This is a genomic window from Arthrobacter sp. B0316-1-20, assembly GCF_059091865.1.
In genome coordinates this window covers 59,175-80,490 of the sequence record NZ_JBNHHC010000005.1, presented here as the reverse complement: position 1 = coordinate 80,490, position 21,316 = coordinate 59,175, and the positions used below count along the sequence as shown (strand labels likewise).

The 21,316-nt window shown below is 64.4% G+C and carries 21 protein-coding genes; 8 read left to right on the top strand and 13 right to left on the bottom strand.

The genetic code is table 11. The features are described from left to right. Window positions 1–229 precede the first annotated feature (229 nt). The gene (locus AC5RW2_RS09860; RefSeq protein WP_493962546.1) at window positions 230–1,447 is read right to left on the bottom strand and encodes a glycerophosphodiester phosphodiesterase family protein; all 1,218 of its coding nucleotides are present in this window, start codon (window positions 1,445–1,447) and stop codon (window positions 230–232) included. 212 nt (window positions 1,448–1,659) lie between these two features. Between AC5RW2_RS09860 and AC5RW2_RS09855 the strand changes: the two genes are divergently transcribed. The 4 genes from AC5RW2_RS09855 to AC5RW2_RS09840 all read left to right on the top strand — a co-directional run bounded on the left by AC5RW2_RS09855 (window position 1,660) and on the right by AC5RW2_RS09840 (window position 5,483). After that, the gene (locus AC5RW2_RS09855) at window positions 1,660–2,043 is read left to right on the top strand and encodes an RNA-binding S4 domain-containing protein (protein ID WP_493951297.1); all 384 of its coding nucleotides are present in this window, start codon (window positions 1,660–1,662) and stop codon (window positions 2,041–2,043) included. 210 nt (window positions 2,044–2,253) lie between these two features. After that, window positions 2,254–2,883, top strand: coding sequence for a DUF4240 domain-containing protein (locus tag AC5RW2_RS09850; protein WP_493962547.1), 630 nt, complete (start codon window positions 2,254–2,256; stop codon window positions 2,881–2,883). Between the two features lie 137 nt (window positions 2,884–3,020). Further along, on the top strand, window positions 3,021–3,704 hold the full coding sequence (locus tag AC5RW2_RS09845; RefSeq protein ID WP_493962548.1) for a hypothetical protein: 684 nt from the start codon (window positions 3,021–3,023) through the stop codon (window positions 3,702–3,704). A 372-nt stretch (window positions 3,705–4,076) separates the two neighbouring features. Then, on the top strand, window positions 4,077–5,483 hold the full coding sequence (locus tag AC5RW2_RS09840) for an NAD-dependent succinate-semialdehyde dehydrogenase (RefSeq protein ID WP_493962549.1): 1,407 nt from the start codon (window positions 4,077–4,079) through the stop codon (window positions 5,481–5,483). A gap of 121 nt (window positions 5,484–5,604) precedes the next feature. Here AC5RW2_RS09840 and AC5RW2_RS09835 read toward each other — a convergent pair whose 3' ends face one another. Genes AC5RW2_RS09835 through AC5RW2_RS09820 form a run of 4 tightly spaced genes read right to left on the bottom strand, consistent with a single transcriptional unit; the run spans window position 5,605 to window position 9,385 of the window. After that, entirely contained in the window at window positions 5,605–6,861 is a 1,257-nt protein-coding gene (locus AC5RW2_RS09835; RefSeq protein WP_493962550.1) for an NAD(P)/FAD-dependent oxidoreductase, read from the bottom strand. Between the two features lie 2 nt (window positions 6,862–6,863). Further along, window positions 6,864–7,178 carry a 2Fe-2S iron-sulfur cluster-binding protein gene (locus AC5RW2_RS09830; RefSeq protein ID WP_493962551.1) on the bottom strand — a complete coding sequence of 105 codons (315 nt, stop codon included), beginning with the start codon at window positions 7,176–7,178 and terminating at the stop codon, window positions 6,864–6,866. Window positions 7,179–7,198: 20 nt separating this feature from the next. Continuing rightward, window positions 7,199–8,407, bottom strand: a complete 1,209-nt coding sequence (locus tag AC5RW2_RS09825; RefSeq protein ID WP_493962552.1) for a cytochrome P450 — start codon at window positions 8,405–8,407, stop codon at window positions 7,199–7,201. A gap of 9 nt (window positions 8,408–8,416) precedes the next feature. Next, complete coding sequence (locus AC5RW2_RS09820; RefSeq protein WP_493962553.1) at window positions 8,417–9,385, bottom strand: ABC transporter substrate-binding protein; 969 nt, start codon at window positions 9,383–9,385, stop codon at window positions 8,417–8,419. 127 nt (window positions 9,386–9,512) lie between these two features. On the opposite strand from AC5RW2_RS09820, the gene AC5RW2_RS09815 reads away from it, so the two are divergent. From AC5RW2_RS09815 to AC5RW2_RS09805, 3 genes are all read left to right on the top strand, one after another. After that, the gene (locus AC5RW2_RS09815) at window positions 9,513–10,382 is read left to right on the top strand and encodes an IclR family transcriptional regulator (RefSeq protein WP_493951305.1); all 870 of its coding nucleotides are present in this window, start codon (window positions 9,513–9,515) and stop codon (window positions 10,380–10,382) included. A gap of 220 nt (window positions 10,383–10,602) precedes the next feature. After that, complete coding sequence (locus AC5RW2_RS09810; protein ID WP_493951306.1) at window positions 10,603–11,715, top strand: fatty acid desaturase family protein; 1,113 nt, start codon at window positions 10,603–10,605, stop codon at window positions 11,713–11,715. A gap of 125 nt (window positions 11,716–11,840) precedes the next feature. Further along, window positions 11,841–12,905 (top strand): ATP-dependent DNA ligase, encoded by a 1,065-nt coding sequence (locus AC5RW2_RS09805; protein ID WP_493962554.1) that lies wholly within the window; start codon window positions 11,841–11,843, stop codon window positions 12,903–12,905. Window positions 12,906–12,912: 7 nt separating this feature from the next. On the opposite strand, the gene AC5RW2_RS09800 is transcribed toward AC5RW2_RS09805, so the two are convergent. From AC5RW2_RS09800 to AC5RW2_RS09790, 3 genes are all read right to left on the bottom strand, one after another. Continuing rightward, a complete protein-coding gene (locus AC5RW2_RS09800) occupies window positions 12,913–13,938 on the bottom strand; it encodes an LLM class flavin-dependent oxidoreductase (RefSeq protein ID WP_493951308.1) in 1,026 nt (341 codons plus the stop codon). Between the two features lie 105 nt (window positions 13,939–14,043). Further along, the gene (locus AC5RW2_RS09795; protein ID WP_493951309.1) at window positions 14,044–14,730 is read right to left on the bottom strand and encodes a DUF4190 domain-containing protein; all 687 of its coding nucleotides are present in this window, start codon (window positions 14,728–14,730) and stop codon (window positions 14,044–14,046) included. Between the two features lie 700 nt (window positions 14,731–15,430). Beyond that, window positions 15,431–16,477 carry an NAD(P)-dependent alcohol dehydrogenase gene (locus AC5RW2_RS09790; protein ID WP_493951310.1) on the bottom strand — a complete coding sequence of 349 codons (1,047 nt, stop codon included), beginning with the start codon at window positions 16,475–16,477 and terminating at the stop codon, window positions 15,431–15,433. Window positions 16,478–16,636: 159 nt separating this feature from the next. Here AC5RW2_RS09790 and AC5RW2_RS09785 point away from each other — a divergent pair, with 159 nt between their 5' ends. Then, entirely contained in the window at window positions 16,637–17,113 is a 477-nt protein-coding gene (locus AC5RW2_RS09785; RefSeq protein WP_493951311.1) for an SRPBCC family protein, read from the top strand. Between the two features lie 133 nt (window positions 17,114–17,246). Here the strand turns inward: AC5RW2_RS09785 and AC5RW2_RS09780 are convergent, their stop codons facing one another. From AC5RW2_RS09780 to AC5RW2_RS09760, 5 genes are all read right to left on the bottom strand, one after another. Continuing rightward, on the bottom strand, window positions 17,247–17,780 hold the full coding sequence (locus AC5RW2_RS09780) for a flavin reductase family protein (protein ID WP_493951312.1): 534 nt from the start codon (window positions 17,778–17,780) through the stop codon (window positions 17,247–17,249). A gap of 20 nt (window positions 17,781–17,800) precedes the next feature. After that, window positions 17,801–18,652 carry a catechol 1,2-dioxygenase gene (catA, locus tag AC5RW2_RS09775; protein ID WP_493951313.1) on the bottom strand — a complete coding sequence of 284 codons (852 nt, stop codon included), beginning with the start codon at window positions 18,650–18,652 and terminating at the stop codon, window positions 17,801–17,803. 146 nt (window positions 18,653–18,798) lie between these two features. After that, a complete protein-coding gene (gene catC, locus AC5RW2_RS09770) occupies window positions 18,799–19,077 on the bottom strand; it encodes a muconolactone Delta-isomerase (RefSeq protein WP_493951314.1) in 279 nt (92 codons plus the stop codon). Window positions 19,078–19,109: 32 nt separating this feature from the next. Continuing rightward, on the bottom strand, window positions 19,110–20,210 hold the full coding sequence (locus tag AC5RW2_RS09765; protein WP_493962555.1) for an enolase C-terminal domain-like protein: 1,101 nt from the start codon (window positions 20,208–20,210) through the stop codon (window positions 19,110–19,112). Further along, the gene (locus AC5RW2_RS09760) at window positions 20,200–21,099 is read right to left on the bottom strand and encodes a LysR substrate-binding domain-containing protein (protein WP_493951316.1); all 900 of its coding nucleotides are present in this window, start codon (window positions 21,097–21,099) and stop codon (window positions 20,200–20,202) included. Before AC5RW2_RS09760 ends, AC5RW2_RS09765 begins: the two co-directional genes overlap by 11 nt. Between the last annotated feature and the right edge of the window lie 217 nt (window positions 21,100–21,316).

The following is a 21,316-nucleotide window of genomic DNA, read 5'->3' as shown; positions in this document are numbered from 1 at the left end:
GCGGGCGGCTCTGCATGGGTCCGGTCCAATGTCATCCCTAAACATTAGACGTTTGATGTTTGCTGCAAAAATTCACGCATCGACGGGAGTTCCGCACACGCTGTGGGCTGGCGGACGACAGGTGCAGCAGAAGCCGACACATTGCACGCCATATAAACGACGTCGGCACTTAGGGCAGCGCTGAAGCTGGTCCCAAGCACCGACGTCGTTGGTGAAAGGAGGTTCCCTCTTAGTTGGCGAAAATGTCCTGCAGCTGCCCCTGCGGGCTCCACAGGGCCACCGAGTCGCCGCCGTTGTTCAGCACGGAGGCGCTGCCACCGTTGTAGTAGGCGTGCGCGCTGTTGGTGCCGGGACCGGTGTAGACGCGCAGTTCGGCGCCCGGCGCAAGGATGTAGCCGTCGCCGATTTCCAGCACGTTATTGGCGGCGTCGCGGATGATGTAGCCGCTGACGTCGAGGGTGTGCCCGGCGGCGTTGCGCAGCACCACGTGCTCGCCGGTCTCCTGCTGCACATCGTTGCCGACCGGATCATTGACCGCGCCGGCGATTTCCACGCCGGCGCCCGCCGGGAAGGGCTTCCGCCCGTCCAGGTAGCGGGCGGTCTGGATCGGGAAGTCACCGGTGACGGCGTCGACGCCCAGATTGATGGAATGCTGGACGGCTGCGGGCGAGTTGGCGGTGTAGACGCCGATGACCAGACCGGCGGCCTTGGTGTCGGCCACGTTCTGCGCCGTCAGCGTGCGGTAGTTGGTGCCGACCGAATCGGCGAAGCTGGCCCAGGATTCCAGCACAGCCGGGCCCGGCACGGTGCTGGCGAGCTGCTGCAGCGCGATCTCCGGGGCGATCTCGGCGAAGGTGCGGTTGGAGGTTTCATCGAAGCTGAGGACCTGGATCTTGTCCGCCGCGACGAGCTTCTTCCACTTGGCGTCGGTGCGCAGCTCGTCGGCGACAAGCTGTTCGATGCCCGGGGAGTTCTTCGGCGACTTGATCTCGATGTACACGCCCGTGTTCACCGTGGCGACCTTCGCGGCGTCGTCCAGATGCGGGATGCGTTCGCCGGCAAACTCGGCACCGAAGTAGGATCCGGCGTCGAGCTGCTGCAATTCATCCCAGGTGAAGGACGTGATCGGGTCACCGGCACGCTCCGGGAAGACCTCCTCCACGTTGGTGGTCCGGGCGGGAGTGTCGTCGTGGAACAGGAACGGTACGCCGTCGGCGCTGAGCTGCACATCGATTTCAAAGAAGTCGGCACCGGAAGCCCGGCCGTCCTTGAACGCAGCCACCGTGTTCTCCGGCGCCGTCCCGGCGGCACCGCGGTGGCCGATCAGCAGCGGGGCTTCCTGCCCGGTCTTCTTGTCCTGCGCTGTGTTCTGTCCGGTGTCCTGTGCGCTCGCCGGAATGGCGGCGAGGGTAGCTCCGACGGCGACGGCCGCGACGGAGCAAGTCAATGTTCGGATCAAGCGAGATGCCATGGGAATGAGGCCCTTCGTAGGTGGTGTTCGTGCGGTTCCCCCCTTGCAGCGAGCTTCACAGCGGTTGCGAACCTGCTGGCCAACTGGCTGTGAACACGTGGTGAAAGGAAAAATCACCTTTGACGGCGAAAGGACGGTGACCTGTCCTGCAGGGGCTGGCGGAGGGTCGGCGCTAGACTCGGAGGGGCATGAACACTTCAGCCAATACCCCCAGTTCGGTGCGCGTTGATGCGTGGCTGTGGGCGATCCGCGCCTACAAGACCCGATCCGCGGCCACCGCTGCCTGCCGTGCGGGACATGTCCGGTTGAACGGGAATCCGGTCAAGGCCTCCCAGTCCGTGGTGCCGGGGGACACCCTTCGGGTGCGGCAGCCCGGCTACGAGCGGATCCTGGAGGTGCGCCGGCTGATCGCCAAGCGCGTGGGCGCCGAGGCGGCCTCGCATTGCTTTACCGACCACACGCCGCCGCGCCCGGTGGCTCCGGCTCTAGGCATCCCGCAGCGCGACCGCGGCGCCGGCCGGCCCACCAAGAAGGACCGGCGGGACATGGAGAAACTGCTCCGCGAACGCTAGGGATCAAGCAGCCCGGGCGGGAAAGCACCAGTCGGGGTGGCCTGGCAGTCACAATGCGGTCGGACGCCTGGCAGCACGGCAGACTAAGAGGACGGTGTTGCAAGGAATCGGCGCTGCGACGTGAAATCATGCGGGCATGACCCACAAAGCTCATGCGGCTGTGACACCGAAGACGATTCAGGGCCTGCCGCTGAGAAGACGCACAGCGGGATGAGGGCGAAGACCTGGACGGTGCCGCTGCTGGCGGCCGGGATCCTGATTGCCGGCTGCGGATCCGGTGAGGAGGTGGCGGCGCCGGCACCCTGCGGCGGCGTCGCCACCATCGAGGACGGCGGCTTCTGGGACATCATCGAAAGGACGCACGCGGCCTCTGACGGAAGCACCCAGAGGCACGCCGACGGGCTGAAAGAATGCCTGTCGGAGCTTCCCGCCGCAGAAGTCGCCGCGTTCGATGCTGAGTTCGTCCGCCACAACCAGGAGCTCTATTCCTGGGAGCTGTGGGGCGCGGCCTTCGTGCTGCTGACACTCTGCGGCGATGACTGCTTTACGGACTTCCGCAGCTGGGTCGTCGCCCAGGGCCGGGACTACTTCGAGGCGGTCCGGGATGACCCTTCTGCGCTGGCCGACGGGCGCCTGACCGCTCAGGAAGAGGTCGCGCAGGCGGAACTGCTCTCCTACGTCGCCTCCGACACCTACACGGACCTTACCGGCAGGGAGATCTGGGACGACTACCCAGACCACCCTGGCGTCTTCGACGTCGACGAACCGGCGGGCAAACGATGGGAGGAGCCTGACATTGATGCCATGTTCCCCGAGCTAACGCCCCTGCCGCTGGAATGACGCCGCGAGTCTAAGCCCTCCGGGCAAACCACTCCCACGTCTGCAGCAGTACTCGGTCGTATTCCTGCTCGTCGAAGGCGAAGGTAACGGCTTGGGGGATCAGGTTGGCATCCCGCTCGTATGAGACATCTCAGCCGATGTTCGACCAGAAGACTATTCGCTCAGCCGCCCCATCGATTGACACCGGCATAGACCCCGGGTGCAATAAGCGCATGATGTCCGCGAAGGTCGAAACGGGCCTCCGGATTGCTGATGGGCTTTTCGTCATAGTCCTGGGGGTCCTGTCCGTTGTCCTTTTTTGGATAGGGCCGTTCGATTCCTGGTTGCGCCTTCTCGCATCCGCGTATGCCGTCCTCGTCGCGGTGTGGGGGTTGCTCGTTCTGTTCGGTCGGAGCGGCCGTGGCAGCGGCACGTTGAGGCTGACCCACCGGCGGGGGAAGTATGTTTTCGTTATTGTGTTCATGACCGCCACGGTCATCGTTGCAGCCATCAGCACTCCCGACTTTCTTCGAAATCCGGCATTTCCGTTCTTTCCATGCCTCATGGGCCTGTCTTTAGCGCAGTTGTTTGAGCCTGAGGCAAGCCGAAATTTCAGGGCTTCCCAGCTCAGCAGCCGCGATGCCGGAAAGTGGAAGCGGGTCATGATCGCTTCTGCGATAGCAGCCGCAATTCTCAGCCTGCAAGCCGTCATTTCCGCACTGTTGGGCGGTTTCTACGTGACGGTGGTTGCGGTTCCGCTTGCCGTTTCCTTTCTTGTTATGAGTGCAGCGATTTGGGTGATGCTGAGGGCGAGAACGAAGGCACTGGAGAATGAACCCTGACCGGAATCAGCCGCGTCATCCCCCTCCGGCCTTGACATGAAACTTTTCACCTGTTGAACCTCGTAGGCGCCCTGCGTTGGTGCTGTTGTGTGATGTGAGGAGCAGTTACCGGATTCGGTGGTTTCGTTCACCACCTCGGCCAGGAAAGCGAACACTTCGTTCGCCAGCCGATTGGTGATAATGGAGCCGGAGCGCTTCATTCCGCACCTCTCGGCCGTGCTGCCTTCCTACGCTCCGCCGGGGCCGGCATTTTCCCCTCATGCCGTCAGCGTAACCCGCTTCACATAACCGGCCGGACGGTACAAGATGGAAACTGGAGACGGCCGTGCGGCCGCCCCGCTGATACGTCATTATCTGAAGGAGACCAGGGCTGTGACCACCACTTCCCACGCCGCTTCATCCACCCAGCCGGGCTACCGGGTCCAAAACCCGTCCACCGGCGAGGTGATCGAGGAGTTCCCCACTGCCACAGACGCCGAGGTCAAGGACGCCCTCGCCAAGTCGCAGGCTGCCTACGCATCCTGGAAAGAGGTGCCGATCGCGGACCGCGCCAAGGTGGTGTCCCGTCTGGCCGACCTGTTCACCGAACGGGCCGACGAGCTGGCCGCGATTATCACCGAAGAGATGGGCAAACCGCTCTCCGAATCCAAGGGGGAGGCGGAGTTCTGCACGGAAATCTTCAACTACTTCGCCACCGAGGGACCGGAACTGGCCGCTGACCGGGAGATCAAACCCATCGGCGGCGGCCGCGCCATGATCCAGAAGCTGCCGGTCGGACCGCTGCTGGGCATCATGCCGTGGAACTACCCGTACTACCAGGTGGCCCGTTTCGCCGCGCCGAACCTGGTGCTGGGCAACACCATCATCCTCAAGCACGCCGAGACGTGCCCGCGCTCGGCGCTGGCCATCCAGCAGATTATGGACGACGCCGGCGTCCCCGAGGGCGTGTACATCAACCTCTTCGCCAGCCACGAACAGATCGCGGACATCATCGCCGACCCGCGTATCCAAGGCGTCTCGCTGACCGGCTCCGAGCGGGCCGGCGCGATCATCGGTGAACTGGCCGGCAAGAACCTGAAGAAGGCCGTGCTGGAGCTGGGCGGCTCCGACCCCTACGTGGTGCTGGATACCGAAGACGTGAAGGCCACGGCCGCCGAGGCCTGGGCCACCCGGATCGAGAACACCGGCCAGGCCTGCAATTCCAACAAGCGCATGATCGTCATGGAGGACATCTACGACGATTTCGTGGCCGAGCTGACCAACCTGGCCAAGGACCTCAAGCCCGGTGACCCGGCAGAAGAGGCCGAGGGCACCTACGCTCCGCTCTCCTCCCGGGCCGCCGCCGAAGGACTGCACGAGCAGCTCAAGGACGCGGTGAACAAGGGCGCCACCCTGCACGCCGGCGGCACCCTGCATGACGGCCCCGCCGCCTATTTCGCCCCGGCCGTACTCACCGGCGTCACCCCAGAAATGCGCGCCTACCGTGAAGAGCTCTTTGGACCGGTAGCAGTGGTCTACAAGGTCTCCAGCGACGAAGAGGCCCTGGAACTCGCGAATGACACCGACTACGGTCTCGGCGGTGCCGTGTTCTCCACCGATGAGGAGCGGGCCCGTAAGATTGCCCAGCAGCTGAACGTGGGCATGGCCAACGTCAACGGCGTCGGTGAAGCCGCGGACCTGCCCTTCGGCGGCGTGAAGCGCTCCGGCTTCGGCCGCGAACTCGGCCCGCTGGGCATGGACGAATTCGTCAACAAGCGCCTCTTCTACATCGGCGACTAATCCCGTTCCACATCAACTATTCAGCAGGCGGCCTTTCCACGTATGGGAAGGCCGCCTGCTGATTCTTCGTCCGGGGCGGGTGGGCCGTGGACACCGGGCCGGAGAAGTCCGGCTCGGGACCTCAAGCGATGACGGGCTCGACGACCAACTGCTTCAAGCGTGCACCCGGATCCGCGGCCGCCGCAGCGGGAATGTCCTGCCCGTGGGCCAAGGCATTCCGTACTGCCATGAAGTCGGCTGCAGAGTTGACGCAGTCGGCTGCGATGATTCTGCCCTCCCGGTAGTACAGCAGCGAGAACTTGTCAGCATCAGGGTCACCGCGCAGCACCGTCTGGTCGAAAGCGGCGGAGAGGCCGGCGATCTGCAGCTTTATGTCCGCTTGGTCCGACCAGAACCACGGCAGGATCCGGTACGGTTCGCTGCGGCCCAGAAGTGTGGCCGCAGCCGTTTTCGCGTGTCCCATGGCGTGCGGTACGGATTCCATCCGCACCCGGCCGCCGGCGCCGCGGGCATACGGATTGGGCAGGCTGGCACAGTCTCCCGCGGCCACGGTAAGTCCGTCCGAACACAAGCCGTACTCATCCACCTCGATCCCGTTCCCCACTGACAGGCCCAGCTGCTCGGCCAGTTCTGTGCGCGGAACCACCCCAACGCCAATAAGCACGACGTCGGCGCTCACCTGGGTGCCATCGGCCAGTTCGACACCGGCAACCTTGCTGCCAGTCCCGGCCAACCGCGTGATCTGCGCGTCCAGCACCACGTTGGTGCCGCGGCGCTGGTGCGCAGCACGGAAGTACTCGCTGGTCGCCTCTGCCACGGCGCGGCCGACCAGCCGCGGTGCAGCCTCCAGGATCGTGACGCGCTTTCCGGCGGCGCGGGCACCTGCAGCGACTTCCAACCCGATGAAGCCGCCGCCGACCACTACCACGTCCCGGGCGGTTGCTAGATCCGCGGCAAGCCGCCCGGCATCTGCGGCGTCGCGCAGGTAGTGCACGCCGTCTAGCTCCGCGCCCTCCAGCGGCAGTCGCCGCACCGCGGCCCCGGTGGCCAAGGCGAGCCGGGAGAAGCGGAAGATTCGCCTGCCCGCGGAAGTCGCGACACCGCCGTCGGTGTTCCGTTCGAGCTGGACAATCCGCTCGCCGGTGATCAGGGAGATGTTTTGGCGCTGGTACCAGTCCGCCGTACGGAAGGACAGGGCAGCGACGTCAACTGCTCCGTGGTGCAGTTCTTTGGAGAGCGGCGGCCGCTGGTAGGGGGCATGGTGCTCCTCCCCCACCAGAGTGATAGGTGCAGTGTCGCCCAGCTCGCGCAGGCTGGCTGCTAGCTGCACCCCTGTCTGGCAAGCGCCGATGATCAGCGTGCCTGCATCCACCGGCATGGTCAGACCTGGGCGTCCGGAAGCCGGACCGCGAGGTCGGACACCACGGGTAGCTGGCAGGAAAGCCGGCTGTTGGCGCAGCGTTCGGAGGCAGTGCAGTCCAGCATCTCGTCCTCCACGTCGCTGATCTCCGGGAGCCCGTCCAGGTAGCCGTCTTCCACATAGACGTGGCAGGTAGCGCACATGGCCGTTCCACCGCATTCGGCAACGATTCCGGGGAGTCCGTGGGAAACGGCCGCGCGCATCAAGCTAATTCCGGCCTCGGTGTCTAGCACGTTTTGCATGCCGTCGGGCTGGATGAAGGTTACTTTAGGCATAGATCGCTCCTCGATAGTGCTCAGGCGGCGGTCAGGTGCAGCGGGAGGCTGTCCAGGCCGCGCAAGGTGTTGTTCAGCTGCTGTTTCGGCTGTCCGGCCAGCTCGAGCCGCGAAACGTGCCGGGCCAAAGCCGTCAGGAAACACTCGCCTTCCAGGCGAGCGAGCATCTGGCCCAGGCAAGCATGGATGCCGAAGCCGAAGCCTACGTGGCCCGCAGCCTTCCGCCGGATATCGAACGCGGCCGGGCTCTCCCACTGGCGCGGATCGCGGTTTGCAGCGGCTAGGAACATCAGAACCTTGGATCCTTCAGGCAGCGTGACGCCGGAGAGTTCGGTGTCCTTGTTGGTGGTCCGGAAAAAGGTCTGCACAGGCGAGGTATAGCGCACGGTTTCTTCGAAGGCAGCCCGGGCCAACGACGGATCATCCCGCAAGGCTGCGAACTGCTCCGGGTTCTCCGCCAGACACTGCAGAGCGTTGCCGATGCCGTGCACCGTGGTATCCACTCCCGCGGAGAGGAAGGAGCGGAGCAGCTTGGCTTGGTCCTCCTCGTTGAACCCGGCCTCGGCGGCGGCAGCATGGATCTGGGCGCCCAGCCCGTCCGGCGCCGGAGAACCCGGCCGGCACTGTTCCATGATCCAGCCTTGCGCTGCGGCTCCACGCTCGAGAGCGCGCTCGAAGTGGCCGTTTCGCGGACCGAAGGTGTTGAAAACCATCGAGCCGTAAGGCAGCAGGTTCTCACGACCGTCCTTCGACAGGCCGATGAAATCCGGGAACACTGCAAGCGGAAAAGGCTCGGCAAGGTCGTGGACGCCGTCGACGACACCGCCTCGCGCTGCCACCCGGGCCACCAATTCATCCGCCTGTGCTTGGAAACCCTCCTTCAGCGAGCGCAGCAGCTTCACGGTCAGGATCTTGGTGACCACCTGCCGCGCCTTCGTGTGCTGCGGCGGGTCTGCCTCCAGCAACAGGCTCGGCGCCCGCCACGGCTTTTCCTTAGCGAAGTCGGATAAGCCCACGCCGCGTGAAGAGACGAAGGTTTCATGATCGGTCAAGACCCTTGCAACCTCATCGTGCCGGGCCACGCCATAGACCCCGTAACGCTCCAGCCAGAATACTGGCCCGGCTTCGCGCATCTGCTCGTGCGCGTCATATGGATTGGTGAGAAAGTCGTCACTGAACGGATCAACGTCCAGCACGCGAGCGTTCGAGGCGAGCATTTCAGCTGTCATGGGATCCTCCTACTCGGCGACGAGCGACTGGACGTCCAGCTCGCTACCGGTGATCTTGTACTTGAGCATCAAGTCGGCGGTTTTCTGCAATTGCTTCACATCCAGCCCGCCCTGGAACCTGGGCATTTCCGCGGCCTCGACCACGTCGGCTGCCACCTTGGTGAAGGTCGGCACTAGCTCGACTAGACGCTCCCGATTGCCCTGCAGCTCTTCGGCCGATGTCGCGATGGACTTCTTGAAGGCCGCGACTGCCTCCGGGTTTTCCTTGGCGAAGGCCTCCGTGGTCACCCAGCCGGCTACTGGCATGTCCGCCACCGGCCCGCTGAACAAGTCACCGATCTTGACCAGTCCCGCTTCAGTGGCGCTGGACTGGAAGGGCTCCACCTGCCAGATGGCATCCACCGCACCCCGTTCAAGGGCTGCTTGCATGTCCGGGTAGGGCATCTCCACCAGCTTGACGTCGTCGGCAGCCAAGCCCGCGTCTTCCATCAGCGCCTTGATCGCCACGGTTCCGATGTTCTGCAGGTTGTTGACGGCGAATGTCTTGCCTTTGAGATCCGCGACCTTTTCAATGCCCGACTCGGCGGTGACGAAAATGCCATGATCGGCACTGCCCACGTCGTTGCCGGAGACCAAGCGGATGGGCAACCCCTTCTCCACGGCCAACAGCGCCGACGTGTAGTTGCTGTAGGTAAAGTCAACGCTTCCGGAGATCAGCGCTGGAATAGCGGCGGCACCACCCTGGGTGGCCACGAGCTCAGCATTGAGCCCATTCTCCGCGAAGATCCCGGCCTCATCTGCGTTCACTGCGGTGGAGGTGTGCACCAGCGGGAAGTAGCCCACCTGAACGGGGCCGCCCTCTCCGCCGCTGGCCTCCGAACCTGCCGCCGCGTTGCCGCCGCACGCACTCAAGGCGAGCGCCGCCGTAGTCAATACCGCGAAGGTGGCCGCTGTGGTGATGTTTCTCCGTCGAAGCATCTTCATCCTTCCCGCGCCGAGCCTGGTAGCCCCGCATCCGTCGTTCCCGGCACCTCTGCCGGCTCTCAGAACTATGAGCCGTGCCACAATTGCTCAACAGGGTGGTTTCCGATGAAAGGAAAAAGAAGTGGCGAAGTCGTCAGCCGGACGTTCTGCTTTGAGCCGGATCATGCAGATCCTTGCCGCGTTCGACGTGGACGCCGTGTTCCTCACCGTGTCGCAGTTATCTGCTCGGAGCGGGCTGGCACTGGCGACCACCCACCGGTTGGTCACCGAGATGGAACAGTTCGGCCTGCTGGAACGCCAGCCGGACAAAACATACCGCTTGGGCGTGCGCCTGTGGGAAATTGCTTGCCGGACACCGGGTGCGCTGGGTCTGCGCGAGATCGCCAAACCGTACCTGCAGGAAGTCCAATCCCGCGTGCGCCAACATACCCAGCTTGGAATTTTGGAAGGCTACGAAGTGCTTTTCCTGGAGCGACTGTCCGCACGCGATGCGGTGGTGAACGTGACCCTGGTGGGCGGCCGTCTGCCGTTGCATGCCTCCAGTAGCGGCTTGGTGTTGCTTGCCCACGCCGACACCAGTTTCCAAGACGAAGTCTTGGCCGACGACTTGTTCCGTTACACCGAGCAGACTGTTCAGGTACCGGATAACCTGCGCGGCTTGCTGCAGCAAATCCGCCGCGACGGCTACGCCTGCGGGAGCGGGTATATCCATCCTGAGGCGCGCGGAATCGCTGTGCCTATTCGCGGGGTCAACGAGGTCGTGGTCGCCGCAGTCAGTGTGGTGGTGCCGAACGACGACGCGCCTGTCACCGGGTTCGTGCGGCTGCTCCAAGCCGCGGCCCAGGCCATCAGCAAGGACCTACATGCCGCGTACGCTCCCCCAAATGATCCCGCTGCCCCTCCCGGCGGCCGGTACCGGACGCTAGTCAGTTCCTCGCTTGATTCAATGCAGTATCTGCCCAGCGCACCTCGCCCGCGGGCCCGCCGCTGAGCGGGGCGCTTCTCCCGACATCCCGTCCACTATTTAGCGCGCTCGTCCGCTGAAGCAGCCGCTTCCACTGGGGAGCAACCGCTTGCGGGCACCACCATCGCCAGTCACTATCTCCGTATCTGGTGACAGGCTGGTCCAACAGGAGTAGATTTCAGCCAGAGACCGGTGCTCGTGCGGTATTTCTGTTGTACCGCCGCCGGTTGGTTTCGAGGTATCCCACATGGACCCCCAGCCCAAGACATTCGCACCCATTTTCCCGGCACAGACCCCCACAGCTCCTGCCCCTAAGGCTCCGAACAACATCGCCGCCGGCTATCTGGCCTTAGCGGAAAAGATCAGACAATCCGGACTGCAGAAACGCCGCCGCTGGTACTACATCACCCTCTTCGCGGTCCTGCTGGCCCTGCTTGCCGCGGCCTGGACTGGATTCTCCCTGCTCGGCAACAGCTGGTACCAACTGCTGATTGCGTCTGCGATAGGGGCGCTGTTCACCCAGTTTGCGTTCCTGTCCCACGAGGCTGCACATCATCAGGTGTTCAAGTCCAAGCGGGTCAATGATTGGGCGGCCCGGCTAGTCGGCACCAGCCTCGTGGGCATCAGCTACGCCATGTGGATGCGCAAGCACACCCGGCATCATGGCTTCCCTAACACCGTGGATAAGGATCCGGACATCAAGACCGGGTCCATCGCGTTCCATCCGGATGCTGCAGCCGGGCGCCGCGGGGCCATGGCCCGCGTCACGCGGCTCCAGGGATACCTGTTGTTCCCGCTGCTGCCGTTCCTGGGCTTCGCCCTCTATGTGGATTCCTTCAAGTACCTGATCCGGCAGGACAAGGTGGAGCACCGCTGGCTGGAGCTGAGCATTCTCACTGCCCGCGCCGCGGTGCTGCTCGCGGTTGTCTTCTGGTTGCTCCCGTTAGGGCAGGCATTCGCGTTCATTGGCGTTCAGATGGCGGTTTTCGGCTTCTACATGGGCGCGTCGTTTGCGCCGAACCACAAGGGCATGCCGATCTATTCCAAGTCCAGCCGGCCTGACTTCGTCACCCGCCAGGTGACAGCCTCGCGCAATATCCGCGGCGGTTGGATCATGGATCTGCTGATGGGCGGCCTGAACCGCCAGACCGAGCACCACCTGTTCCCTGACATGCCCCGCCCTTGCTTGAGCAAGGCGGCGCCGATGGTTCGCGAATACTGCCGCGAACATTCCATTCCGTACACGGAGACCAGCCTGCTGGCATCGTATGCGGCCATAGTCCGCTATCTGGGTGCCGTTGGAATAGCCGCTTCTGACCCGTTTCACTGTCCAGTGGCGGACATCTACCGCCGGGTCTGACGCCTCCAGACGGGCTGTGCAGGCACAGCTCCCGCAATGCCAACCGGGATTCCTCCGACCCCTTAGCCGCTTCCCTTGCCCGCGAGGGCATGGACACTGGCTGGGCCAGCACCCAGAATGGGCGCATGGACCTGCCGCTGATGCCGCCCGTACCGCCCATGCTGGCCAAAGGGGTGGCCAAAATCCCCGCCAGTGGAATGAAGTACGAGCCGAAGTGGGACGGCTTCCGCTCGATCATCTTCCGTGACGGCGACACCGTGGAGATTGGCAGCCGGAACGAGAAGCCGATGACCCGCTACTTCCCCGAACTGGTGGAGGCTTTCCGCGAGCAGTTGCCGGAGCGCTGCGTGGTGGACGGGGAGATCATCATGGTGGGCGAAGGCGGCGACCGGCTGGACTTCGAAGTGCTGCAGCAGCGCATCCACCCGGCGGCCAGCCGGGTCAAGCTGCTCTCGGTGCAGACACCGGCCCGGTTCGTGGCGTTCGACCTGCTGGCCCTCGGCGACGAAGACCTGACCTCTCGCCCCTTCGAGGAAAGGCGGGCCGCGCTGGAGAAGGCGCTCTCCGCCGTCGTCAATCCCATCCATCTGACCCGGACTACGGATGATCCGGCCGTGGCCGAGAAGTGGTTCCACGAATTCGAGGGTGCCGGGCTGGACGGTGTGGTGGCCAAGCCGCTGGACGGGACCTACCAGCCGGACAAGCGGACCATGTTCAAAATCAAGCACGAGCGCACGGCCGATTGCGTGGTGGCCGGCTACCGAGTGCACAAGAGCGGCCCGGGCCGGGTGGGGTCGCTGCTGCTGGGTATCTACAACGACGGCGGGACGCTGGTTCACGTGGGCGTGGCCGGGGCGTTCAGCATGAAACGCCGCGAGGAGCTGTTCGAGGAACTGCAGCCGCTGATCGCCGATTCAGGCGACCATCCGTGGAACCGAGAGCAGCACGAGGCCGGCCAGCGCACACCGCTCACGTCCGAAGGCAGCCGGTGGAGCGGCGGAAAGGACCTCTCGTTCGTTCCCCTGCGGCCGGAGCGGGTGCTGGAGGTCAAGTACGACCACATGGAGGGCGAGCGTTTCCGGCACACAGCGCAGTTTGTCCGCTGGCGGCCGGACCGCGATCCGGAATCGTGCACCTACGAGCAGCTGGACGAGCCGGTCTCCTACGACCTGAACGACGTGCTGCAGTAGCCGTGCCCTAGCGCCAGCCGGCGGCCGGCGCCACATGTTGCACGATGTTGCCCAGCAGCTTGGCGTTGTATTCCACGCCCAGGTAGTTCGGCACGGTCAGCAGCACCGTATCCGCGGCTTGCACCGCCTGGTCCGCAGCCAGGGTCGCGGCAATCTTATCCGGCTCGCCGATGTAGCTCTTGCCGAACCGGGAGCGGGTGCCGTCCAGCATGCCCACCTGGTCATGCTGGTCCGCCTGGCCGCGCAGCCCAAAGTAACGCCGGTCTTCGTCATCGACAAGAGGCATCACGCTGCGGCTGACCGACACCCGCGGCGCATGGCTGTGGCCGGCCTTCTGCCAGGCTTCGCGGAACAGGTGGATCTGTTCGGCTTGGAGCTGGTCGAACGGCACGCCGGTGTCTTCAATCAACAGCGTGGAGCTCATCAGGTTCATCCCCTGTTCGGCGGCCCACACGGCGGTGGCCCGGGATCCGGCGCCCCACCAGATCCGCTCGGGTAGCCCGGGAGAGACCGGCTCCACGGGGAGCATGCCGGCCTGTCCGCCCTGCATGTGGTTCGGGTCCGCCGGAACCATTCCCGCGCCGGTGATGGCGCGGCGGAACACGGTGGTGTGGCGGCGGGCCATGTCCGCGTCGGTCTCGCCCTCGGCGGGCCGGTACCCGAAGGCCGCAGCCCCGTTCAGCGCCGGCTCGGGCGACCCCCGGCTGATGCCCAGCTGCAGGCGGCCTCCGCTGATCAGGTCAGTGGCCGCGGCCTCTTCGGCCATATACAGGGGGTTTTCATAACGCATGTCGATCACACCGGTGCCGATCTCGATCCGGCTGGTCCGCGCGGCGATGGCGGCCAGCAGCGGAAAGGGAGAGGACTGCTGCCGGGCAAAGTGGTGCACGCGGAAGTAGGCGCCATCCACGCCGGCTTCTTCGGCGGCCACGGCCAGGTCGATGCTTTGCAGCAGGCCCTCCGCCGCGGTGGGAACGGGCGAGCCGACAACCGGACTCCAGTGGCCGAACGAGAGAAAACCTAGACGTTTCACATCCGGCTCAACGCCGCGGGCGCCCCGGTGATTCCGCCGCGGGGCAGTGCCGCGCGCTGGTTAGGCCTTGCCCGAGCGGCCCTCGACCAGGGTGACGTGTTGTGCCTACTTTCCGCCGCTTAGCGCCGCACACGCATGGGAATCTGAAACCGAAGCGACCTGAACCTTATCCATGATCGTCTGGAGCTCGTCCGGATCGGGCGTGGCCTCCTGCGAATTGGCCACAAAGGTGTAGAAATCGGCGTAGACCTGCTGGTTAGGGCTGACGACCTCTCCAAGGCGCTTGTACGAGCTCAGCACCTCCTCGGGCGTCTGCTCCGACGCATTCATGCTGGCCAGTACCTCGCAGAAGTGCGCCGAGACGGTGCCCCCCTCCGTCGAGGTGGGTAGGTCATTGGTCACGGTCGGTGCCTGTGCCGTCTGGGGGATGCCACTAGGCGCTTTGCTGTCAAAAACATCAAACTCCGAAGAAGTCGGCGCCGCCAGCGCCACCACAATCATCACCACAGTAAAAGCCAAGCCCGCCAGCGTACCCAGATAGCCGAGGATCAGCCCCGCCAATGCGAGGCCCCTGCCCCTTTCGCCGGTCTTCTTGATCTGCGACAGTGCGATGTGGCCCATGACGATCGCCAGCACCGACAGGAAGAACGCGCTGATGAACGAGATGAGCGCGAACAGGTTGTACTTGGGCTCGGGCTTGTACTGGTTCGAGTACGAGCCCGGGTACGGGTACGGGTTTTCCGCCGATGGTGAGGGAGTCGGCGTGAAGGTGTTGGGCGTGTGGTCGCTCATGGGGGGCATTGCTCTTTCGTCTAATTTGCTTGACTAATCAGCTTCATCCTATGGCATCTTTTTCTTTTCAAAAGCACTGTCTTATGAAAATGGAATGAACATACAACATGAGGCGCAGCACAGTTGCAATCAAGATTTTGGTGACCTATGTCGCGATAACCGCGAAGCGACGTCAATGCTTCCTTCATGAAACCTTCGAGCGGCTTCACGTACAGTGCATGCTGCTTCGAATGTTCGAAGGGCTACAACGGCAGCCCAATACTTGGACAATCTGGTCATGAATCCGCCAGTCATGGCAAGCAAGTGACCAACGGGATCCATATAGGTTCAGATTAACAGGTCATTTGTCGGGGAATGGTGTCACCTATATAAGGGTCGAACTCACCGGCTGAACCGGCGGCATAAACAGTGATCATCGACGCTTTCCCTGACCGCTTATGGGCTTGGTCGAATGTTGCTCGCCAAACATCCGAGCAGCTCGATGAACTGGCAAAGGTAAACCATTTTCCCTACGTGTCACTTTCGATGTTGAAAACCGCGCGGCGAGTCCGGACAGCGCCGCCAGCCAATGAATGTGCTGGCGACCAGGGCAGGGGCACATGGTGACCCGCCGGCGCTGTGCGTACCCGGGAGCGCCCGCCGAAGACGGCGTGGGCCGGCCGTCGCAGCCTGGCCCACGGCTGTCGGGCCATGACGTTGGCTAGCCGCCGTGCGGGACCACCACGGCCCGGCCGGAGATCTCGCCGGCCTGCAGCTTCCGGTAGGCCTCCAAGGCGTCGTCCATGCTGAAGCGGTGGACCTCCGGCACAATCTGGCCGGCCCTGTACATGTCCACCACTTCGTGCAGGTCCTCGATGGTGCCCCAGTAGGTGTTGGTGATGACCGACTCGTACGGGTTGGTGAAGAAGCTCCATTCGAGGGTGCCGCCGGCGATCCCCACGATGGTCAGCCGGGACAGCCGGGCCATCGATGCGGCCGCTGTCTTGACGGTCGGGCCGACGCCCACAAAGTCGAAGGCGGCATCCACGCCGCGGCCGCCGGTGATCTCCCGGATTTTCTCCGCCTGGCCCTCGCCGCCGGGCACGGTCACCGCGCCGGCCTCTTCGGCCTTGCGCATCGCGTCTTCCTTCATGTCCGTGGCAATCACCGTGGCGCCGGTGAGCGCCTTCAGGATCTGGACGGCGATCTGCCCCAGGCCGCCGAGCCCGATCACCAGCGCATACTTGCCGCCGCCGGCCAGATGCGGCAGCGCCTGCTTGATCGCGTGGTACGGGGTCAGCGCGGCGTCGGCCAGCGGTGCCGCCGCCACCGGGTCGGCGTCGCCCAAGGGAACCAGGTTCCTCGCCGGCACGCTCACATACTCAGCCATCCCGCCGTCGCGCCCCAGACCGACCCCTAGGTACGGCATCTTGGCCGCGTTCTCGCAGTACGTGTCCTGGCCGCGCGAACAGGCCTTGCAATGCCCGCAGCCGATCGGCCCGTAGACCAGATAGGCGTCGCCGACGTTGAAGCCCTCAACACCTTCGCCGAGCTCCTCCACCCAGCCGGAACTCTCGTGCCCCAGCGTGAACGGCGGCGGCACGGCGCCCGGTCCGCCGGCTTCGAAGTCGTTGTAAATGGCCACGTCGGAATGGCAGGCGCCGGCGCCGGCAACCTTCAGCAGCACCTCTCCGGCCCGCGGTTTCGGCCGCTCCACATCCTTGATCGTGGGGAAGGTCTTGAATTCCTCGAACACTACAGCGCGCATTATCCACTCCTGTCGGTCGGTTCTGGATTTGCCCCCACCAGCCACCCTACGCACCGCGCCGGAATTAGTCAGCAAGCTGTCTTTTGTGTACCGTGGGGTTCATGAGGCCGTTGTGAACCCGCAATGGCGGGACCGGCCCGATTCCAAAGGAGGCACTATATGCAGACCGTGGAAGAAACCATTGATGTAGCCGTTCCGGTTCGTACCGCGTACGACCAGTGGACGCAGTTCGAGTCCTTTCCGAACTTCATGTCCGGAGTGGAGTCGGTGACCCAGCTGACCGACACCACCAACCATTGGAAGACCAAGGTCGGTGGCGTGGAGCGCGAGTTCGATACCGAGATCGTCGAGCAGCAGCCGGACCAGCGGATCGCCTGGCGCAGCACCGACGGCACGTCGCACGCCGGCGTTGTCACGTTCACCCAGCTTGGCGCCGACAGCACCAAGGTGTCCGTTCGCTTCGAATGGGACCCGGAAACCTTTGCCGAGAAGGCGGGCGCAGCCCTGAACCTCGACGACAAGCAGGTGAAGTCGGACATGAAGAAGTTCAAGGAGTTCATTGAAACCCGCGGCACCGAAACCGGCGCCTGGCGCGGCGAAGTGAAGGACAGCGGCCCCACCGGCACGCAGCTGTAACCCCTCTCACCCCCCAAATAACGACGGCGGTGGGCCGGCTCTTGGAGCCGGCCCACCGTTGTTGGATGGCACGAGTAGCTTCAACCTGCCATGACCGTGCCAGATCGCCTACACGCCCTAGACAGCAGGAGAATCACACCCCGGACGCGCCCCACGACCACAGCACCGGCTCCGGTTGTTGTCCGTCGTCGTCCGCGCCGGGCCGCAGGCCCTCCCCCAGCACCAGCGGCCGGGCAGTGCCGAAGTCGTATCTCAAAACTTCACCCACGAGGAGAACGTGGTCACCGCCGTCGTACACGTTCCACGGTGCGCACACGATCGTGGCGGCATTGCCGCTCAAAATGGGGACACCGCCGTCGTCCCGCCACTCCAGGCCGGACGTCGCCCGGGAGGCTATGCGGCGCGCGCTGTCCGCCTGATTATGCGAGAGCACGTTGACCGCGAAAGCGGAATTGCCCAGCACGCGCCGCACTCCGGGGCTGCGCCACAGAGTGACTTGGATCAGCGGCGGATCCTGTGACACCGGGCCGGCAGCGCTGGCCCCGACTCCGCAGGGCACACCGTCTCCGCCGTTCACCGTGACGACTGTGGCGGCACCGCCCCAGCCGGCGAAGGCTTCCATCAGCCCGCGGGCATCAACGGCGGGCAGGGCGGAGTGCGGCGACATGGGTCCTCCTGGCCTGCCGGCTAGGACGCGGGGTCCAGGACGAAGTCGTAGGTGGTCTGCACGCCGGTGCCGGATTCGGCCGGCTTGATGTCCAGCATCAGTTCCGGCTTGACCGCAGTGGCGATGTCGTCCTCGTTGTGCGGGTCGCCCGGGAAGTACAGCTGGGCGGTCAGCAGTTCGTGGCCAGGTGCGGAAACCTTCAGGTGCAGGTGCGCCGGGCGCCAGGCATGCCAGCCCGCGGCGGCGATCAACTGGCCGCAGGCGCCGTCGGTGGGGATCTGGTACGGGGCCGGCTGCATGGTGTCGATGTGGAAGTTGCCCTGCGCATCGGCAATAAAGCTCCCGCGCAGGTTCCACTCCGGAATGCCCGGAGCGAACTGGGAGTAATAGCCTTCTTCGTCGGCGTGCCACAGTTCGATCTTCGCGTTCGGCAGCGGGGAGCCGTCCGTGGAGCGGACCTGGCCCTGGAAGAGCAGCGGGGTGCCCTTTTCATCCGGGCGCATGCTGATCTTCGCCGGCGACTTCTGTTCCGGGGCGTCGGGGATGTAGTACGGCCCCTCGATGGAACCCTTGTTGCCGTGACGGTGGCTGGTGGCTACGTCCTCCACGGAGTGCTCAACCCAGACGTCCAAGAACAGCGGCCATTCGCCGTCCTCGCCCACCTTGATCAGCCAGGCCTTGAAGGCGTTGTACTCGTCATACGTCACGCGCTCTTCCAGCACGATGTCGTTGACGGCGTTGACCAGCTTGCTGGCCAGCAGGTTCACCCGCTCTTGGCTGGCGTGGACCGCGCCGGTTTTGCCCGACTGGCGGAAACGGTCGGTAGCGGCGTTTCCAGAGGCTGCGGCACTGGCGGTGGATTCGATGGACATGGCGCTCCTTCGAGCAGTGGTGGATGAGGTGGATCGTCGGCGCGAGAGCTGACGGTGATATGGCACTCAATCTAGGCCCGGGGCATCGTCGAGGGAAATACCTTTTGGATCGCCATTGGGACCGGTTTGATATGAATTTCCGGCGGTCACCTAATGGAGTTGGGGTGCTTGGCCAGCGGCGTGACCTTGATTTTCATGTAGGGGTACATCGGGAAACCGCTGAGGATCTCATGCAGCTCGTCATTCGAGGCGACGTCGAACAGCGAGTAGTTGGCGTACTCGCCCACAACGCGCCAGATGCCGGCGAAACGGCCGTCCCGCTGCAGGCCCTGCGAGTACTCTTTCTCCAGTCCTTGCAGCCGGATGACCTCCTCCGCGGACAGGTGCGCGGGGAACTGGACTTCCATTCGGGCGAGGAACAGCATGTGTGGATTCTCCTGGGTGTTTGGTGAAGGGGTCAGGACAAGCGGTACTTGGCGAGTTTGCCCTCGTCGATGGCAGCGCCGACGCCGGGCACGTCGCGGACGGAAATGGTTCCGTTTTCAATCCGGATGGGCTCGGCCAGCAGGTCGTCGGCCATGTCCAGGAAATTGGACAGCTCTCCGGCGCGCCGGCTGGTGGCCTCGTGGGCGGCACCAAAAGTGACCGTGGCCAGGGAACCGACCTGGGTATCAATCTGGTTTCCCATGGTCACGTCCACGCCCAGCCCGGTGCACAGGCCCAGGATCTGCTGCGCCTCAGTGAACCCGCTGCGGGCGGTCTTGATGCAGATTGCATTACAGCCTCCGGAAAGAAGTTCGCGGGAGACGTCCCCGGCAGTGGGGACAGATTCATCTCCCACCACCGGGATGGGAGACTTCTCCACCAGCCGGCGTCGGCTCATGGCTTCCTTCGCGTCGCACGGCTCCTCCAACAGGCTCAGTCCGAGGCCTTCGGTGCGGCGCAGGACCTCGAGGGCTTCATTCGCGGTCCAGCCGCGGTTGGCATCCAGATAGATGTCGACGTCCTCGCCCAGCCCTTCCCGGAGCACACGGCACGCCTCAATGTCCAAGGCCAGCGGCCGGCGTCCCACTTTCAGCTTGAACGTGGTGATCCCGTACTCCTCGCCGAACCGCAGGGCTTCGTCCAACAACTCCTGGGCCGGACGGAAGCCCAGCATGTGGCTGACGCGCATGTGATCCATGTACCCACCGAGCAGCTTGTGCACCGGGGTCTCCGTGGCCTTGCCCATCAGGTCCCACAGAGCGATGTCCAGCGCCCCCTTGGCCACCTGATTGTGGATGGTGCGGTTCAGCACGGCGTGAATTTTGCCGCGATCCAGTACGTCCAAGCCGGTCACCTGCGGGGCGAAGACTTGTTCAACGATCGTCACGATCGAGGCCTGGGTCTCGCCGTAGGTATACGGGCGCGGCGGCGCGTCCGCTACCCCCACGAGCCCGTTGTCCGCGTGGACGCGCAGGAGAACGTGGTCCGCCGTCGTCACTTCGCCGCTGGCAAACTTCAGCGGGTGCGTGTAAGGGATGGCGTAGGGGATGGCTTCAATCCGCTCAATCTTCACGTGCGGTTCCTTCCGGGACAGTGGATGTTTCGAACAGGTCTACAAAGTTCTTGATCAGCGGAGAATCGCTGCCGCGCCGCCAAGCCAGCGCCAAATCCACCGCCGGGGCGTCGCGCAGCGGGCGCAGTACCGTGCCCTGCAGGGCAAACACCCGGCGCGTCATCGGCACCAGCGCCAACCCCATGCCCGACGCGACGAAGGCCAGCAGGGTGGATGTCTCGCTGGCTTCCTGCACAATCCGGGGCCGGAAGCCGACCTGGCGGCAGGCGTCCATGAAGATGCCGCATACCGCCGAGGTCCGCGGATAGGAAACGAACTTTTCCCCGGCCAGGTCGGCCAGCTCCAGCGAACCGTGTGACGCCAAGGGATGGTCTTCCGGGAGCGCAACGACGAGTTCGTCCTGCTCCAGGAACGTCAGTTCAAGTTCTCCGGACCGTACCGGCGGACGCAGCACAGCGACGTCGATGCGGTTTTCCTCCAGCGCCTCTTCCAAGGCAGGAGTGAGCATTTCACCCAGCACATGCAGCTTCAATCCCGGCAGCCGCCTGCCCGCCGCCTCGACAATGCGCGGCATCAACCGGTAAGTGGCGGATCCAACCACGCCGACCCGCAGCACGCCGCTGGCCCCCTGGCCCACCAGCTTCACGTCCTGTCCCAGCTGGTCGATCTCGGCCAACAGCCCTCGGGCCCGGACCAGCAGCAGCTCCCCGGCCGGCGTCAACTCCACCTTGCGGGTGGTGCGGACCAGCAGCTGCGTGCCCAGCTGTTCCTCGAGCTGCTTGATTTGGTGTGAGAGCGGCGGCTGGGCCATGTGCAGGCGAAGCGCGGCACGGCCGAAATGGCGCTCCTCGGCCACGGCCACGAAGTATCGCAGCTGGCGGGTCTCCATACCGGCCTCCTGTCCGTTCCGGTCGCAGCCTGGTCGCTGGCTTCTGACCCACTTTAGGCGCGGGAATTAGGCAGGTAAAATACCTAGTTTCCCACCACTGATACTTGCTGGATATCAATCCCGCAGGACTTAGTGCCGCCAACCGCACGCCCTCGGTGGCAGCGGTAACACAAAGCTGTGAGCGGACTATGACTCCGGAAGTATCAATGAGGCCCAA